Below are 16,502 nucleotides of genomic sequence, written 5' to 3'. Positions count from 1 at the left end.
CGCAAGGAAGCTTTGTGGTGAGCGAAAGCGAGACGGTCGAGATCCAGAAAGTCCGCGATTCGTCGCGCAGGATCGTGCGCGAACTTGGTTTCATGAAGCCGACCGTGGCGGGCACCGACCTGCCTGCCTCGGCAGTCCATGCGATCATCGAGATCGGCTCCAATGACGGTTTGACCGCGGGCGCGCTTGGGGAAATCCTCAATCTCGAGAAATCGAGCGTCAGCCGGATGCTGCGCAAACTGATCGATGCCGGCGAAGTCGAAGAGCGCGTCAACCCGGATGATGCCCGCTCGAAGCTTCTGCGGCTGACGGCGCGTGGGAAGGCCACGTTTGCAGCGATCAACCGTTTCGGCCATGGCCAGGTCGCGGCAGCCTTCCTGCATCTGTCCGATGACCAGCGTCGCGTCGTCGTGGCCGGGCTCTCGGCCTATGCCGAAGCGTTGCATCGAGTCCGCGCCGAAGAACGTTAGGCTTTTTGCCGGGCCGCCGATTTCATCGGCTATTGCAGATTCCCTTCCTCCTGCCGAACCGCTATCTTCGCCGCTTCGTCGGATCGAGCCAGGCTCGCGAGGGGGATACCATGCCGATTTTTGCCAGATGGATCGCAGCTGTCGTGACGGCGCTGCTGCTCACCGCGCCCGCGCTGGCCGCCGACCGAACCATTATCATCCTGGATGCGTCCGGCTCGATGTGGGGGCAGATCGACGGCAAGCCGAAGCTCGAGATCGCGCGCCAGTCACTGCGCACCGTGCTGCAGTCGCTGGCCGCCGACAGGGAGGTGGGCTTCATGGCCTATGGCCATCGCGAGAAAGGCAGCTGCGAGGACATCGAACTGATCGTTCCGCCGGCCGCCGGCACCGCAGGTGCCATTACGGCGGCCGCCGATTCCATGAAATTCCTCGGCAAGACACCGCTGACGGCCGCCGTGCGCAAGGCCGCGGAAGCGCTGAAATACACCGAGGACAAGGCGACCGTCGTCCTGATCACCGACGGGCTCGAGACCTGCAATGCCGATCCTTGCGCGCTCGGCAAGGAATTGAAGGCATCCGGCGTCGACTTCACCGCCCATGTCGTCGGTTTCGGCCTGACGGCGGACGAAGGCCGGCAGGTGGCCTGCCTCGCCGAAAACACCGGCGGCAAATATATCCAGGCCACTGACGCGGCTGGTCTCGAGGACGCACTCAAGCAGACCGTCGCCGAGAAGCCTGCGCCCGAACCCAAGCCGGCTCCCGCGCCGGAACCGGCAAAGGTTGAATTCAACCTGGTGCCGACGCTGACCCTGGCCGAAGGCAATCCCGACATCACCACCGACATCGGGCAGTCCTGGGTGCTTTACAAAGCCAATCCGGATGGCAGCCGCGGCGACTATGTCTCGACCGAATATGGCGCCTGGAAAGGCAATGCCGAGCCCGGCAGATATGTGCTCGTCGCCAAGGTCGGCCATGTCGAGCGCGAGCAGGCCGTGACCATCGAGGCCGGCAAAATCGCCGCGCCGCATTACGTGGCGGATGCCGGAACGTTGATCGTGCGCGCGCACGCCAGCGAGGGTTCGGAGATCGCCGACGGCGCCGCCATCCAGGTCAAATATCCGGGTGACGGCACCACCACCTATTACGGCCAGATGAAGGCCGTCTTCCCGGCCGGCGAACAGGAGATCACCGTCGAGGTCGGCGAAGGCACCGCGACCGAAAAGGTCACGCTGAAGGCCGGCGAGACGATCGAAAAGGATATCGCCGTCGGTGTCGGCAAGGCTGTGACCAACGCCTTCTATGCCGAGGGCAAGAAAGTGGATTCCGGCGGCCTCGTCGTGCGCGTCTTCAAGGCCGAGAAGAACCTCGACGGCCAGCGCGACGATGTGTCGACGTCCTATGGGCCGGACCAGAAGTTCGACCTGCCGCCCGGCAACTATGTCGTCGTCGCCAAGATGGACGAAGCGACCGCCGAGACTCCCTTCACCGTGAAGGTCGGCGAGAAGACCGACGTCAATGTCGTGCTCAATGCGGGCGTGCTGTCCGTCGATGCGAAGGGGGCCAAGGAGATCGAGGTCTATGGCGCCAAGAAGGACATCGAAGGCAAGCGCCAGCCCTTCGGCAATTCCTATGGTGAGACGCATCAGTCGACGCTGCCGGCCGGCGACTACGTCGTGGTGGCGATCCGTGGCGATGACAACGTCAAGACGGAAGCCCCGGTGACGGTGAAAGCCGGCGAGCGGGCCGAGGTGACGGTGCCGTAGAAACGGACGCGTTCCCGCATTGAGAAACCGGTCGCGTCGCATGGTCACGACGGGATTTCGGTGCGGCGCGTCGTCGACTGGCGCCTGTTTCGCACAGGCCCCTGGCCGCGTTCAGCTGGTCGCGATCGAAATGCACTAAAATTATAAAAACGTCATTTATAAAAGCGTGATCGTCAAGGCGATGGAGCCTCGATTCCTAAAAAATATGTTTGATAACAAAATGATAAATAAGAATGGTTGACGGTTATTTTTCCAGCCAGTTTGCCTGGAAAGGCGCTATTCTTAGCGAAAGAACAATCATCAAATCGGGCAAAACGACGATTTTCTTCCGCTGAGTAAACGGCCGGCGGGGCCGCCGCCGATTTTCATCCACCTGCCGAGCCGCTATGTTCGCGGCTTCTCTGGATCGGGCCGGTATCTCGTTTCTGGAATTTGCACTGTCTGATCGGGTCGCTATCCGGCGGCCCTTGTCGGTCATGGGCGAATTCCGGCGGCGGTACGGCACAGCATTCTGATTTCGGCGCGTTCCAGATACTGCGGTGGGCACCGGGGCACACTTCGCAACCACTAGGCTCGCAAGGAAAGATACCATGTCGACTTTTGCCCGATGGATCACGGTTTTCGCCGCGGTCCTGCTCTTGGCGGTGCCGGCGCTCGGCGCCGATCGCACCATCATCATCCTCGATGCTTCCGGCTCGATGTGGGGCAAGATTGACGGCAAGCCGAAGCTCGAGATCGCGCGCCAGTCGCTGCGCACCGTGCTGCAGTCGCTGCCTGCCGACAGGGAGGTGGGCTTCATGGCCTATGGCCATCGCGAAAAAGGCAGCTGCGAGGACATCGAACTGATCGTTCCGCCGGCCGCCGGTACCGCGGGCGCCATCACGACGGCCGCCGGTTCCATGAAATTCCTTGGCAAGACACCGCTGACGGCCGCCGTGCGCAAGGCCGCGGAAGCGCTGAAATACACTGAGGACAAGGCGACCGTCGTCCTGATCACCGACGGGCTCGAGACCTGCAATGCCGACCCTTGCGCGCTCGGCAAGGAACTGAAGGCATCGGGCGTCAACTTCACCGCCCATGTCGTCGGCTTCGGTCTGACGACGGACGAAGGCAGGCAGGTGGCCTGTCTCGCCGAAAACACCGGCGGCAGATACATCCAGGCCACCGACGCGAAGGGCCTGGAATCGGCGCTGAAGCAGACCGTCGTCGAAAAGCCCGCGCCGCAGTCGGCACCAGCGCCTGAGCCCAAGCCAGCAAAGGCCGAATTCAACCTGCGGCCGACCTTTGCGCTTGCCGAGGGTGGCGCCGAGATCACCGACGACGTCGGCCAGAGCTGGGCTCTCTACAGGACCAAGGACGACAACAGCCGCGGCGAGAACATCCTGACCGAATACGGTGACTGGAAAGGCAGCGTTCAGCCGGGCAAATACGTTCTCGCCGTCAAGGCTGGCGAGGTCGAGCGCGAACAGTTTGTCACGGTCGAGGCAGGCAAGGTCGCCGAACCGTATTTTGTCCTGGATGCCGGCATGTTGATCCTGAGAGCCCATGCCAGCGAAGGGTCGGAGATCGCGGACGGCGCTGCCATCCAGGTCAAATATCCGGGCGGCACGGCCACAGACTATGGTCAGATGAAGACCTTCGTTCCGGCAGGGGCGCAGGAAATCACGGTCAAGGTCGGTGAGGGCGTCGTGACGGAGAACCTCACGCTGAAGGCTGGCGAGACGATTGAGAAGGACATCGTTGCTGGCGTCGGCAAGGTGGCGGCCAACGCCTTCTATGTCGCAGGCGACAAGGTGGATTCCGGTGGTCTGGTCGTGCGCGTGCTGAAGGCCGAGAAGAACCTGGCCGGAGAGCGCCAGGATGTCTCAACCTCCTATGGGCCGGACCAGCAGTTCGACCTGCCGGCCGGCAATTACGTCCTGCAGGCCAAGATGGATGAGGCGGTCGCGGAGACGCCCTTCGCGGTGAAGGTCGGTGAAAGGACCGACGTCGATGTCGTGCTCAACGCCGGCGTGCTCGCCGCGACGGCGGACGGCGCCAAGGAGATCGAAGTCTTCGGAGCCAGGAAGGATCTCGAGGGCAAGCGCCAGGCGTTTGGCTTTTCTTACGACGAGTCGCATCAGGCCACCCTGCCGGCGGGCGACTATGTCGTGGTGGCGACCCGCGGCGACGACGATGCCAAGTCCGAGATCCCGGTCACGATCAAGGCCGGAGAACGGACCGAAGTGACGGTGCCATAAGGTTCTGTTTGCAAGAGCAGACCCTCTCCATCTCTCCGCGAAGGGGAGATAAGGTCCTGACGCGCCCATCCACCTTCTCCCGCCAGGGGAGGAGGTGGGGGCATCAGCCGAACGCGCTGGCGCCGTGGTCGGCGCGGCCGGCCATCTGGCGGAAGCCGGCGAACAGTTCGCGGCCCAGCCCGAATTCGTGCTCGGAAAGGTCGGCCGAGGCCGAGGACCGTACGGCGAACTCGCCGGCCGGCACCAGCACTTCCAGCGTGCCTGCTTCGCCGTCGAGCCTGACGATGTCACCGTCATGCACGCGGGCGATCGGGCCGTCTTCCAGCGCTTCCGGCGTGACGTGGATTGCTGCCGGCACCTTGCCGGAAGCGCCAGACATGCGCCCGTCGGTGACCAGCGCCACGCGCTGGCCACGGTCCTGCAGGATGCCGAGCACCGTGGTCAGCTTGTGCAGTTCCGGCATGCCATTGGCCTTGGGCCCCTGGAAGCGGATGACGGCGACGAAATCGCCGGTCAGCTCGCCGGCCTTGAAGGCATCGTTCAGGCCCTGCTGGCTGTGGAACACCTTGGCGGGTGCTTCGATGATGCGCCGCTCCGGCTTGACGGCGGAGGTCTTGATGATGGCGTGGCCGAGATTGCCGGCGAGCACCTTGAGGCCGCCGGTCGCCTGGAAGGCCTGCTTCACTGGCACCAGCACCTTCTCGTCGCCGCTCACCGCGGGGGCGGCCTCGCGCATGACGGAACCGTCGGCGCCAAGCCTGGCTTCGACCGTGTAAGGGCGCAGGCCTTCGCCCCACACCGTCTGCACGTCCTCATGCAGCAGGCCGGCATCGAGCAGCTCGCGGATCATGAAGCCGAGCCCGCCGGCGGCGTGGAAATGGTTCACGTCGGAAAGCCCGTTCGGATAGACGCGGGCGAGCAGCGGCACCGCCTCGGAAAGATCGGAAATATCCTGCCAGGTCAGCTTGATGCCGGCTGCGGCCGCCATCGCGATCAGGTGGATGGTGTGGTTGGTCGAGCCGCCGGTGGCATGCAGGCCGACGATGCCGTTGACGAAGGAGCGCTCGTCGATCATGCGGCCGACCGGCGTATAGGCGTTGCCCATGGCGGTCAGGCTCAGGGCCCGCTTGGTGGCCTCGCGGGTCAGCGCGTCGCGCAGCGGCGTGCCGGGATTGACGAAGGAAGCGCCCGGCGTGTGCAGGCCCATGATCTCCATCAGCATCTGGTTGGAGTTGGCGGTGCCGTAGAAGGTGCAGGTGCCGGGGCCGTGATAGGATTTGGACTCGGCCTCCAGCAGTTCGGCGCGCCCGCATTTGCCTTCCGCATAGAGCTGGCGCACGCGCGCCTTTTCGTCATTCGGGATGCCGGAGGTCATCGGGCCCGCCGGAATGAAGACGGCCGGCAGATGGCCGAAGGTGAGAGCTGCGATCACCAGCCCCGGCACGATCTTGTCGCAGACGCCGAGATAGACGGCGGCGTCGAACATGTTGTGCGAAAGCCCGATCGCGGCAGCCATGGCGATCACGTCGCGCGAGAACAGCGACAGTTCCATGCCGGGCTGGCCCTGGGTGACGCCGTCGCACATGGCCGGCACCCCGCCTGCGACCTGGGCAATGCCGCCGGCCTCCGTTGCTGCCTGCTTGATGAGCTGCGGATAGCTCTCGAACGGCTGATGCGCCGACAGCATGTCGTTGTAGGAGGTGATGATGCCGAGGTTCGGCACGCGGTCGGCACCGAGCGCGACCTTCTCCGAAGGGCTGCAGACGGCGAAGCCGTGGGCGAGGTTGCCGCAGGACAGCACGCCGCGATTGGCGACGCGGCTTGATGCTGCGTCGATGCGGCCGAGATAGGTCTCGCGGCTGGCGCGGGAGCGCTCGCGGATACGGCTGGTGATGGCTTCGATGTCGGATCTGGCTGTCATGGCTATCGTCCTTTCGCGAAGACGACGGCACGCCAGGCCGTCCGGCCTTCGCCATTCACAATCAGGGGGCCCAGAAGATTTCGACCGGGCTCGTCGCTGCATCGATGACGCGACGGATCGGCAGTTGCGATCCCGGCGCGAGCGCCTTTTCAAGCGTCTCAAGCTTTTCGGCGCCTTCGATATGCAGGGCGAGGAAGCGCGCCCGGCGGATCAGCGAAAGCGTTAGTGTCAGTCGCAACTCGCCGGCGCTGTCGGCATGGACGGCGGCGATCTCGTCACGCGAGGTGGGGTCGAGCAGATGCTCCAGCTCCTTCGCGTCCGGGAAGAATGAAGCCGTGTGGCCGTCATTGCCCATGCCGAGGATCGCCACGTCGGGCGGATTGAAGAAGGTCGTCAGGAAATGCTCGGCGTCCTTCAGGTCCGCGTCGAGTTCGCCGCCGCGGTAGAGCGGCAGGAAATGGGCGGCGGCCGCCTTGTTCTGCAGCAGCCTGGCCTTGACCAGGCCGGCATTGGAGCGCGGCGAGGTGTCGGGCACGTAGCGTTCGTCGATCAGCGTCAGGTTGACGCTGTCCCAGGCGATGCCGGTGTTCGACAGCACCTCGAAGAAGCGGGCAGGGGTCGAGCCGCCGGAGACGGCGAGGCTCGCCGCCTGCGTGGCCCGGATTTCGGTCGACAGCCTTCCGGCGACCGTCTCGGCAAGCGCGGCGGCCAGGCTCTCCCGGTCGGCGAAGTCGTTGCGGCGATAATTCCCGGCCATCTCAGTTGCTCTCGTGCCAGGTGCGGCCGTCACGCTCGATCAGCGCGATCGATGCGGACGGACCCCAGGTTCCGGCAGTATAGCCCTGCGCGTCCTGGCGGGCATTTTCCCAGGCGTTCTGGATCGGGTCGATCCATTTCCAGGCCGCCTCGACTTCGTCGCGGCGCATGAACAGCGTCTGGTTGCCGCGGATCACGTCCATGATCAGGCGTTCATAGGCGTCCGGCGCGCGGCCCTGGAACTGCTGCGCGAAGCTCATGTCGAGCGAGATCTGGCGCAGGCGCATGCCGCCCGGGCCCGGATCCTTGATCATGATGTACTGCTTGACGCCCTCGTTCGGCTGCAGGCGGATGACGAGCTGGTTGGCGAAGATCGGCCCGGCGCTGTCGCCGTTGAAAATCGAATGCGGGATCGGCTTGAACTCGATGACGATCTCAGAAACGCGCGACGCCAGCCGCTTGCCGGTGCGCAGGTAGAACGGCACCCCGGCCCAGCGCCAGTTGGCGATCTCGGCCTTGATGGCGACGAAGGTCTCGGTGTTGCTTTCGGCGCCGAGTTCCTCGACATAACCCTTCACCGGACCGCCGGCGGAAGCGCCGGCACGGTACTGGCCACGCACGGTCTGTTTCGGCGCTTCGGTGCCGTTGATGCGCTTCAGCGCACGCAACACCTTCAGCTTCTCGTCGCGCACGGCGTCCGCATCCATCGAGGAAGGCACTTCCATGGCGACGAGGCAGAGCAGCTGCAGCATGTGGTTCTGGACCATGTCGCGCAGCGCGCCAGCCTTGTCGTAATAGGTGACGCGGTCTTCGAGGCCGACGGTCTCGGCCACAGTGATCTGGACATGGTCGATATGGGCCGAATTCCACAACGGCTCGTAGAGCGCGTTGGCGAAGCGCAGCGCCATCAGGTTCTGCACGGTCTCCTTGCCGAGATAGTGGTCGATGCGGAAAATCTGGCTTTCGTCGAAATCGTCGCCGACCAGGTCGTTCAGCGCCCTGGCCGAAGCGAGGTCTCGTCCGATCGGCTTCTCCACGACGATGCGCGAGGTCGGCGTGATCAGCTTGTGCTGCTTGAGCTGATCCGAGATCGAACCGAACAGCGACGGCGAAACCGCCATGTAGAAGGCGCGGATGGCCTTTGAATCGCCGATCGCCTTCTTCAGCTCATCGAAGCCGGTGCCGCTGGTGGCGTCAGCCGGTACGTAGGAAAGGCGGGCAAGGAAGACGTCCAGTTCCTTGGCATCGATATCGGCCGCTGCGACATGGCTCTCGATCGCCTTCTTTGCGAAGGCGCGGAATTCGTCGTCGCTCATCTTGGTTCGCGACGTGCCGATGATCCTGGTCGGCTCGGAGAACTGATGGTCGCGCTGGCGATAATAGAGTGCCGGCAGGAGCTTGCGTTCCGACAGATCGCCGGTGCCACCGAAAATGATGAAGTCGAACGGGTCGACGGGGATGATCTGGCTGGTCATGTTTCGTCCGATCTCGCGCTGCCTTTGCCCGTCACCCGGCTGGGTCCGGTCGTTGGTCATGATGCGCTAACAACACTGCCGCCATGCGACGGATGTCCATATAATCTAATCGATTTAATTTGACTAGGGTTATGGTGTCACAGCATCGTGTAGGCGACTGGTCCAGCACGGGTACTGTTCATTGCGCAATAGTGCCGTCACTATCACGCCCCGCCGAGATAGGGCGCATTTGCCGGAAGGCCACGGGAGACTTTGCAATGGACGGACATCTTTCGAGCTCGGTTGCGGAAGGCCGCAGCTTTCGCCAGATCATTGGCGGCAAGGCGGTCGATGCCGTTTCCGGCCTGCGCATCGATGTCGCCGCTCCCTCGGATGGCCAGGTGTTCGCCTCGATTCCGGCATCCGGGCAGGCCGATGTCGATCTGGCGGTGGCCAGTGCGCGCAGCGCCTTCGAGGATGGCCCGTGGGCAAAAATGCCGGCGGTGGAACGCGGCCGCTGCCTGACCCGGCTGTTCCAGCTGGTCGAAAAGCACGGCGCCGAACTCGCGGCGCTGGAATCGCGTGATACCGGCAAGCCCGTGCGGCAGGGCAAGGCCGATGTTGCCGCCACCATGCGTTATTACGAATTCTACGGCGGCGCCGCCGACAAGATCCACGGTGCCACCATTCCCTTCCTCGACGGTTATACCGCGCTGACGCTGCGCGAGCCGCATGGTGTCGTCGCTGGCATCATTCCGTGGAACTATCCGCTGCAGATCCTGGCGCGCGTCGCCGGTGCAGCACTCGCCATGGGCAACACACTGGTGGTGAAGCCGGCCGAGGATGCCTCGCTCACCACCATTCGCATGGCGGAACTGGCGCTGGAAGCAGGAATCCCGGAAGGCGTCTTCAACGTCATCACCGGTTACGGCCGCGAGGCGGGTGCGCTCCTGTCGGGTCACCCCGATGTCGACTATGTCACCTTTACCGGCTCGCCGGTCACCGGCACGGCGATCCAGCAGGCGGCAGCGGTGCACAATCGCGGCGTCACCATGGAGCTCGGCGGCAAGTCGCCGCAACTGGTGTTCGCCGACACCGACCTCGAAAAGGCCGTGCCGGTGCTGGTCAACGCCATCATCCAGAACGGTGGCCAGACCTGCTCTGCCGGCAGCCGCGTGCTCGTGGAGCGGCCGGTCTATGACGAGGTTGCCAAGGCGCTTGCCGAACGCTTCTCGAAACTGGTCGCCGGTCCACACGATGCCGATCTCGATCTCGGTGCGCTGATCAATCCACGCCAGCAGGCACGTGTCGCCGGCATGGTGGCCGATGCCGAAAAGGCCGGCATCCCGGTGCTGGCGCGCGGTTCGGTCGACAAGGCGGCGCCGGCCAGCGGCTATTATTTCGCGCCGGCGCTGTTCGGTTCCGTCGATCCTGCCGCCACCATTGCGCAGGAAGAGGTGTTCGGTCCGGTGCTGACCCTGTTTGCCTTCGACAGCGAGGACGAGGCGGTCAGGCTCGCCAATGGCACCGAATTCGGCCTCGTCGCAGGCATCTGGACCAGGGACGGCGCGCGCCAGCACCGGCTGGCCAAGCGGGTGCGTTCCGGCCAGGTGTTCGTCAATGGTTACGGTGCCGGCGGCGGCATCGAACTGCCCTTCGGCGGTTTCAAGCGTTCCGGCCATGGCCGCGAGAAAGGCTTCGAGGCGCTGTACGACATGTCGGCGACAAAGACCGTCGTGTTCAATCACGGGTAGAGCGGAATGCGTAAAAACAAATAGTTAGAGCGTTTCCGCGTTTTCACGAAAAACGGAAACGCTCCAGGGTGAATTCAGCGCTTTGAGATCGGGGGCTGCCATCTCCCGCTGACGGGAATTTCTGCACAAGGACAAGACATGCGTTTGAAAGACAAGGTTGCGATCATCACCGGCGCTGCTTCCGGATTTGGCGAAGGCATGGCCAGGCGCTTTGCCGAGGAAGGCGCGAGAGTGGTGGTGGCCGACCTGAACGCACGGGGCGCGGAACGCGTCGCCGCCGAGATCGGCTCTTCCGCGATTGCCGTCGCCAGCGACGTCTCCAGCCGCTCGGAGGTCGACGAGATGGTCTATGCCGCCCAAAACACCTTCGGCCGCGTCGACATCATGGTCAACAATGCCGGCTACACCCACCGCAACGGCGACATGCTGGCCGTGGACGAAGCGACGTTCGACCTCATCACCGCCGTCAACATGAAGGCGATCTATCACGCTACGGTCGCCGTGGTGCCGATCATGGAGCGGCAGGGTGGCGGTGTCATCCTGACCACGGCCTCGACCGCCGGCCTGCGTCCGCGTCCGGGGCTGACCTGGTACAACGCCTCCAAGGGCTGGGCGATCACTGCCACCAAGTCGATGGCGGTGGAACTGGCGCCGAAGAACATCCGCGTCAACTGCCTCTGTCCGGTCGCCGGCGAAACCGGGATGCTGGCCCAGTTCATGGGCGAGGATACCCCCGAGCTGCGCGCCAGGTTCCGCGCCTCCATTCCGCTCGGCCGCCTGTCGACGCCGCTCGACATCGCCAATGCCGCCTTATGGCTGGCTTCCGACGAAGCCGAATTCATCACCGGCGTTGCGCTGAGGTGGACGGCGGAAGGTGTATCTGAGGGGGCTGCTTTTTTCCTTCTCCCCTTGCGGGAGAGGGAACCTCGTCACCCGCGGTTGAGGAAGCCCTGGTAGATCCAGCCGCGCTTGTTCTGGTAGACGATCTCGCACCATTTGTGCTTGCCGCACGAGATGACGTCGACGCTGGCCTTGGCCGGCACCGTGGCAATGACGCCGGCGCCTTTCTTCGGGCCTGAACGCATTGTCACCGAGCGCAGGATCGTTCCGTTGCCACTCGCCGCGGCGGGAGTCGCTTCCTGCTCGGGCTCTTCCGCTGCAGGAATGCCGGCGGTCGATTCAGCCTTTACCTTCGCGGGCTTTGCCTGTGGCACCGGCGCTGCCTTGGCCAGCACGGCTTCGGCAGGGGAGCTCGTATCTTCCGGCTCGGCAAAGGCCTGTTCGGTGGTCGGCTCGTCTTCGGTGTCGTCCGCGTCGTCCTGGCCAGGCTTGGCGACCACCACCGATTTGGCGGCCTCCTGGATCGCGGCAGCCGTCTGCGGCTTTGGCGTGTTGGAAGGTACGGCGCTTGCAGTTGCTGTCTGTACGGCGGTCGGCTTGACCTGTGCGCCCTTCGCGGTGGTGACTGCCGGCTCGGCAGGCTTCTGTTCCGCGACCTGCGCGGGTTCAGCGCTCTGCTCGGAAGCTGCGGCCTCGGAGGCGACCGGATGTTTGGCGAAAGCTTGCCTTTCGCCCGATGGCAGCGCCAGCCACAGTGCGGTGCCGGCGACGCTGAGCAGCGCCATGGTGCCGACGGCCGCGATCACCAGATGAGAGTGCGCTCCGACTTTCTGCCAGAAGGACGGCTTTGTGTTGTAGCCGAACTGCATCGAAATGCGGTGCGGCCTGGACGCTCCGAAACCGAGCGGCCGTTTCAACACGGCCTCCATTGGGCGCTTTGGGCTCGATGGCCTGAGGTGTCGACGGTCCCGCGGTCAGCGAAACAGAACTGAACCAAGTTGAGCATCTGAGGTTCTGGTTACCCCTGAACACGGCCGACGTTCTTCGATCAAGGGCAGCGCCGTGATCAGCGTCGGTCCCGAAATCCCTCCAGGCGATACGAAGCTCCGATTTCGCAATGCCCAGTCTGGATCATCTGGCAGACGATTGTGGCATCTATGCGCCTTTCAAGCTTAAACGACAACCGTTCCCCCCAAACTTATATGCAGATTTTGTCATGGGAGCCGGTTCAGGCGCTTTTTGGGGAGGTATGCGTAAGTACATGATTACATTTTGAGCCCGATTGCGCGAATCAGTTCGACGCCGAAAGCACACAGGCGAAGCAGCGATCCGCGTCGTTTTCTGCAATGTCCATGTAATCTAGTACCGCTAGCAGCCGTGCAGGGACGCCAAACGGGATTCACCATGCCTTCTCATCTTATTCGTGCTGCATGCACCGCTGCCGCGCTTGCTGCGGCGACCTTACTCGTCGGCTGTGCTTCCGACATCATGAAGAACTATGTCGGCCGGCCGATCTCCGAGGTCATCATCGACTATGGCCCGCCATCGACCGTCCTCGACCTCAGCCGTGACGAGCGCGCCTACCAATGGCGCAAGGTCTCGACCAACGTGGTGGCGGGTTCGACCAGCGGCGAGATCAAGGACACGAGGCGCGGCACGCGCTACGAGGAGACGGTGACGCCGGGCTATGTCGAGGAGCAGGAGTGTTTCTACACATTCTACGCACGGCGCTGGGGGCAGGGCTGGTATGTCACCAGCTTCCGCAAGCCGAAGCTGGAATGTGAATAAGCGTTTTTGACGTTTCTGAAAAAGCGCCGCCGGATGGCCAGAGCCGAAGGCGGCGCAAACCCAGAGCATGGGTGAGAGGGATAATGCGTATTCTGCTGCTCGAGGACGAGCCGGAGATGGCTTCGGTGCTGAAGACGGCGCTGGAGCGCCGGCATGTCATCGTCGATCATGTCGCCACCATCGCGGACGCCGAGGCCGCTGCCGCCTTCGGTCCTTATGATGCGCTGGTTCTCGACCGGCGGCTGCCGGACGGCGAGGGCCTGGATCTGATTCCGAAGCTGCGGGCCAGCCGCGTCGATGCGCCGATCCTGATGCTGACCGCGCTCGGCGGACTGGATGACCGCGTCGCCGGGCTCGACGGCGGCGCCGACGATTATCTGGCCAAGCCTTTCGCCGTGGAGGAGCTGATGGCGCGGCTGCGTGCCCTGCAGCGCCGGCCGGCGACCTTGCGCTCCGAGCTCATCGTGGTCGGGCGCCTGACCTATGACTTCCATCATCGCGAGGCGATGGTGAACAACAAGCCGCTCGAATTGCTGCGCCGTGAACAACTGGCCCTGGAGGCCCTGATCCGCCGGCCCGGTCGCGCGGTGCTGCGCTCGACGCTGGAGGAATCGGTCTATGCCATGGACGACGAGATCGGCTCCAATGCCCTGGATTCCCATCTCTCGCGGTTGCGGCGCAAACTCGACGAGGTCGATGCCGGCGTCGAGATCCGGGCGATCCGCAATCTCGGCTATCTGCTGCGTGCGGTGACATGAAAAAGAGGCCGCGTCCGCGTTCGCTGCAATGGGTGCTGGTGCGCAGGCTGATCCTGCTGCAGGCAGCCATGCTGCTTGTCTTCCTGGGCCTGCTCACCCTGGTGCTTTTCATCGCGCAGCCGCGCCTGCTGGTCGACAATGAAGAGGCGGCCGTTATCGTTGGCGAGGCGCTGAGCCGTGACGGCAACGGACAGCTGGTGCTCAGGGAGACCGAAGACCTCAAGCGGTTCCGCCAGAGTTTTCCGAACATGTGGTTCGTGGCGCGTGACCAGAACGGCCAGGAATTGCATCGCGGCAACGTGCCTGCGGTGTATGCCGGCGGTGGCGACGGCTTGCTGAAGAGTGTCGACCGTGCCGCGCTGACATTTGCACAGAACGATCTGCGTCCGGCTGCTACCCTTGCCAACCTGGATACACCGGCCGGCCGTGTGGGCGTGATCGCCTCCACTCTGTCATCGCGCGCTGAAAACGATGGCGTCGAGGTCAACATCGACCTGCAGATCGAGCTGGCGCGCAATCCCGACGGCACCACCAACTGGCTGCGCGTCGGGCCGATCCTGCTCATCCTCACCGTCGTCATGCTGATGCCGATCATCATCGTCATGGGCTTCACCACGCTGGTGACGACGCCGGCGGTCGTGCGCCGCTCGCTTGCCGGGCTGGTCGCCACCGCCGAGGAAGCCAGCGCCATCGACATCGACAATCGTGCCGTACAGCTGCCGACCGAAGGTGTGCCGCAGGAGGTGGCGCCGCTGGTGCAGGCGTTCAATCGCGCGCTTGCCCGGCTCGGTGAGGGGTACGAAAAGCGTAACCGTTTCCTTACGGATGCTGCGCATGAACTGCGCACGCCAATCGCCATCATGCGCACGCGCGCCGAATTGCTGCGCGAGGATCCAGAGAGCCGCAAGCTGCTGCAGGACATCGAACGCCTGTCGCATCTTGCGCAGCAATTGTTGGACAGCCAGGCAATCGATCATTCGTCCGGCCAGCGCGACGTGGTCGACCTGGTCGATCTCGCCCGGAACCTGGCAGCCGATTTTGCGCCGCTGGCGCTTGAGGCCGGTTATGAGCTGTCTTTCGAGCCGGCCGGAGGCAAGGTGCCGGTCAACATCCGGCAGCAGCAGATCGAACGTGCGGTCGCCAATCTCCTGCGCAACGCCATCGAGCACGGCGGCGGTTCGGGCACCATCACCGTCTTCGTCGATGATGAGGGTGGCCTTGAGATCCACGACGAAGGACCGGGCATTCCTCAGGCGGAGCGCGAGCGCGTGTTCGAGCCGTTCTACCGGCTAAGGCCGCGATCCACCGGTGCGGGGCTTGGCCTCAACCTTGTCCGCGAGATCGCGCGCCTGCATGGCGGCACCGTCGAAATCCTCGATGGCGCCTGGAAAGGCACGCATATCCGGCTGCAACTGCCGCTGGCGGCAACGGTCAAGCCTGCGGTCAAATCCGGTCGCGCAGCGCGAACCAGTTGAGCGCCAGGAACAGCAGCGGCGCACGGAAGCGGCGTCCGCCCGGGAAGGGGGGTATCTTTAATTCTTCGATCAGCTTGAGGCGATCGCGGTTGCCCGAAACCGTCTCGGCATAAAGCTTGCCGAAGAAGTTCGACAGCATGACGCCGTGGCCGGAATAGCCGCCGATGGAGAGGACATTCGGCATCACTTCGCGCACGAAGGGCTTGCGCGGCACGGTGATGCCGACATAGCCGCCCCAGCCATGCGTGATCTCGACATCCTTCAGCGCCGGATAGATCTCGGTGATCTGCTTGCGGATATGGATGTGGATGTCCTTCGGGTCGTTGACCGCATAGACCTCGCGTCCGCCGAACAGAAGCCGGTTGTCCTTCGACTTGCGGAAATAGCGCACCACGAAGCGGGAATCGTCGACCGATTCGCCGCCAGGCAGCACCTTCAGTTCGTCGCCCAGCGGCACGGTGGCGCCGATGAAGGAGCCGATCGGCATGATATGCGACGCGCTCACCGGTTCGAGGTCGCCGCCATACGCATTGGCGGCGAGCAGGCACTTGTCGGCGGTGATCGTGCCACGTGCCGTCGTCACCTTCACCTTGCCGCCCTGCGCCGCAATGCTGGTGGCCTGCGTATTCTCGAAGATATGCGCGCCGGCGGCCGCGGCCGCGCGTGCCGTGCCGATCACCAGCTTCAGCGGATGGATGTGGCCGGTGCCGGTGTCCCGGCTGCCGCCGTAATAGAGTGTCGAGCCGAGCCGCTCGGCCGTCTCCCTGGCATCCATGAACGTGATGTGCGGATAGTTGAAGCGCGTTGCCATGATCTCGGCATGCGCCTTGTAATCGTCGACGTAGCGCGGCTTGTGCGCCACCGACAGCTGGCCGGGCATGTAGTCGATCTCGATGCCGTTGGCGGTGGAGAAGTCGATGAGATGCGCCTTGGCTTCTTCGGCGAGGTCGAACAGCGCCCTGGCGCGGGTGAGGCCGTATTCGCTTTCCAGTTCCTCCGCCCAGGCGCGCTGGCCCGTGCCCATCTGGCCGCCGTTGCGGCCGGACGCACCGTCGCCGAACCGGTAGCTTTCGATCAGCACCACATTGGTGCCGGCCTTGGCCAGATGCACAGCGGCCGAAAGGCCGGTGAAGCCGCCGCCGACGATGACGACATCGGCCTGCCGGTCGCCGTCCAGCGTGGGATACTCAGGACGCGGACCGGCACTGTCCTCATACCAGGAGCGGCCGGGGGAAATGGGGGATTGGTAGGGCATGGGAGCTTTCAGGAAGTGAGGCAGTCGG

12 protein-coding genes and 1 pseudogene are annotated in these 16,502 nt (G+C 64.1%); 8 read left to right on the top strand and 5 right to left on the bottom strand.

The features are described from left to right. The first annotated feature begins 17 nt into the window (after window positions 1-17). From C1M53_RS05350 to C1M53_RS05340, 3 genes are all read left to right on the top strand, one after another. Window positions 18-470 (top strand): MarR family winged helix-turn-helix transcriptional regulator, encoded by a 453-nt coding sequence (locus tag C1M53_RS05350; RefSeq protein WP_245488460.1) that lies wholly within the window; start codon window positions 18-20, stop codon window positions 468-470. A 110-nt stretch (window positions 471-580) separates the two neighbouring features. After that, complete coding sequence (locus C1M53_RS05345) at window positions 581-2,233, top strand: VWA domain-containing protein (RefSeq protein WP_129411294.1); 1,653 nt, start codon at window positions 581-583, stop codon at window positions 2,231-2,233. A 590-nt stretch (window positions 2,234-2,823) separates the two neighbouring features. Then, the gene (locus C1M53_RS05340; protein ID WP_129411293.1) at window positions 2,824-4,473 is read left to right on the top strand and encodes a VWA domain-containing protein; all 1,650 of its coding nucleotides are present in this window, start codon (window positions 2,824-2,826) and stop codon (window positions 4,471-4,473) included. Between the two features lie 103 nt (window positions 4,474-4,576). Here C1M53_RS05340 and edd read toward each other — a convergent pair whose 3' ends face one another. The 3 genes from edd to zwf all read right to left on the bottom strand — a co-directional run bounded on the left by edd (window position 4,577) and on the right by zwf (window position 8,625). Continuing rightward, window positions 4,577-6,394: a phosphogluconate dehydratase gene (gene edd / locus C1M53_RS05335; protein WP_129411292.1), complete on the bottom strand. Its 1,818-nt coding sequence runs from the start codon at window positions 6,392-6,394 to the stop codon at window positions 4,577-4,579. 61 nt (window positions 6,395-6,455) lie between these two features. Then, the gene (pgl, locus tag C1M53_RS05330; RefSeq protein ID WP_129411291.1) at window positions 6,456-7,151 is read right to left on the bottom strand and encodes a 6-phosphogluconolactonase; all 696 of its coding nucleotides are present in this window, start codon (window positions 7,149-7,151) and stop codon (window positions 6,456-6,458) included. Window position 7,152: 1 nt separating this feature from the next. Further along, complete coding sequence (zwf, locus tag C1M53_RS05325) at window positions 7,153-8,625, bottom strand: glucose-6-phosphate dehydrogenase (RefSeq protein WP_129416031.1); 1,473 nt, start codon at window positions 8,623-8,625, stop codon at window positions 7,153-7,155. A gap of 257 nt (window positions 8,626-8,882) precedes the next feature. Between zwf and C1M53_RS05320 the strand changes: the two genes are divergently transcribed. Then, window positions 8,883-10,358, top strand: a complete 1,476-nt coding sequence (locus C1M53_RS05320; RefSeq protein ID WP_129411290.1) for an aldehyde dehydrogenase family protein — start codon at window positions 8,883-8,885, stop codon at window positions 10,356-10,358. 138 nt (window positions 10,359-10,496) lie between these two features. After that, window positions 10,497-11,242: pseudogene (locus C1M53_RS05315) on the top strand (SDR family oxidoreductase). A 45-nt stretch (window positions 11,243-11,287) separates the two neighbouring features. Here the strand turns inward: C1M53_RS05315 and C1M53_RS05310 are convergent. Continuing rightward, complete coding sequence (locus tag C1M53_RS05310; RefSeq protein WP_165358047.1) at window positions 11,288-12,115, bottom strand: SH3 domain-containing protein; 828 nt, start codon at window positions 12,113-12,115, stop codon at window positions 11,288-11,290. A gap of 487 nt (window positions 12,116-12,602) precedes the next feature. Between C1M53_RS05310 and C1M53_RS05305 the strand changes: the two genes are divergently transcribed. The 3 genes from C1M53_RS05305 (at window position 12,603) to C1M53_RS05295 (ending at window position 15,219) form a co-directional block, all read left to right on the top strand. Beyond that, the gene (locus C1M53_RS05305; protein WP_129411288.1) at window positions 12,603-12,986 is read left to right on the top strand and encodes a hypothetical protein; all 384 of its coding nucleotides are present in this window, start codon (window positions 12,603-12,605) and stop codon (window positions 12,984-12,986) included. 83 nt (window positions 12,987-13,069) lie between these two features. Beyond that, the gene (locus C1M53_RS05300; protein WP_129411287.1) at window positions 13,070-13,744 is read left to right on the top strand and encodes a response regulator transcription factor; all 675 of its coding nucleotides are present in this window, start codon (window positions 13,070-13,072) and stop codon (window positions 13,742-13,744) included. Further along, window positions 13,741-15,219, top strand: a complete 1,479-nt coding sequence (locus C1M53_RS05295; RefSeq protein ID WP_129411286.1) for a HAMP domain-containing sensor histidine kinase — start codon at window positions 13,741-13,743, stop codon at window positions 15,217-15,219. Before C1M53_RS05300 ends, C1M53_RS05295 begins: the two co-directional genes overlap by 4 nt. Here the strand turns inward: C1M53_RS05295 and C1M53_RS05290 are convergent. Beyond that, entirely contained in the window at window positions 15,188-16,474 is a 1,287-nt protein-coding gene (locus C1M53_RS05290) for an FAD-binding oxidoreductase (RefSeq protein WP_129411285.1), read from the bottom strand. The two genes, C1M53_RS05295 and C1M53_RS05290, sit on opposite strands and share 32 nt — an antisense overlap. Window positions 16,475-16,502 lie beyond the last annotated feature (28 nt).

The sequence above is a fragment of the Mesorhizobium sp. Pch-S genome (assembly GCF_004136315.1).
Classification (GTDB): Bacteria; Pseudomonadota; Alphaproteobacteria; order Rhizobiales; family Rhizobiaceae; genus Mesorhizobium.
The sequence above is the reverse complement of the archived record's forward strand: the minus strand, read 5'-3'. Positions and strand labels throughout refer to the sequence as shown.

Bases quoted from the DNA above. Each gene is read 5' to 3' on its own strand.
- C1M53_RS05300 (WP_129411287.1), top strand. From the start codon at position 13,070: ATGCGTATTCTGCTGCTCGAGGACGAGCCGGAGATGGCTTCGGTGCTG.
- edd (WP_129411292.1), bottom strand. From the start codon at position 6,394: ATGACAGCCAGATCCGACATCGAAGCCATCACCAGCCGTATCCGCGAG.
- C1M53_RS05295 (WP_129411286.1), top strand. From the start codon at position 13,741: ATGAAAAAGAGGCCGCGTCCGCGTTCGCTGCAATGGGTGCTGGTGCGC.
- C1M53_RS05320 (WP_129411290.1), top strand. From the start codon at position 8,883: ATGGACGGACATCTTTCGAGCTCGGTTGCGGAAGGCCGCAGCTTTCGC.
- pgl (WP_129411291.1), bottom strand. From the start codon at position 7,151: ATGGCCGGGAATTATCGCCGCAACGACTTCGCCGACCGGGAGAGCCTG.
- C1M53_RS05305 (WP_129411288.1), top strand. From the start codon at position 12,603: ATGCCTTCTCATCTTATTCGTGCTGCATGCACCGCTGCCGCGCTTGCT.
- zwf (WP_129416031.1), bottom strand. From the start codon at position 8,625: ATGACCAGCCAGATCATCCCCGTCGACCCGTTCGACTTCATCATTTTC.
- C1M53_RS05340 (WP_129411293.1), top strand. From the start codon at position 2,824: ATGTCGACTTTTGCCCGATGGATCACGGTTTTCGCCGCGGTCCTGCTC.
- C1M53_RS05290 (WP_129411285.1), bottom strand. From the start codon at position 16,474: ATGCCCTACCAATCCCCCATTTCCCCCGGCCGCTCCTGGTATGAGGAC.
- C1M53_RS05345 (WP_129411294.1), top strand. From the start codon at position 581: ATGCCGATTTTTGCCAGATGGATCGCAGCTGTCGTGACGGCGCTGCTG.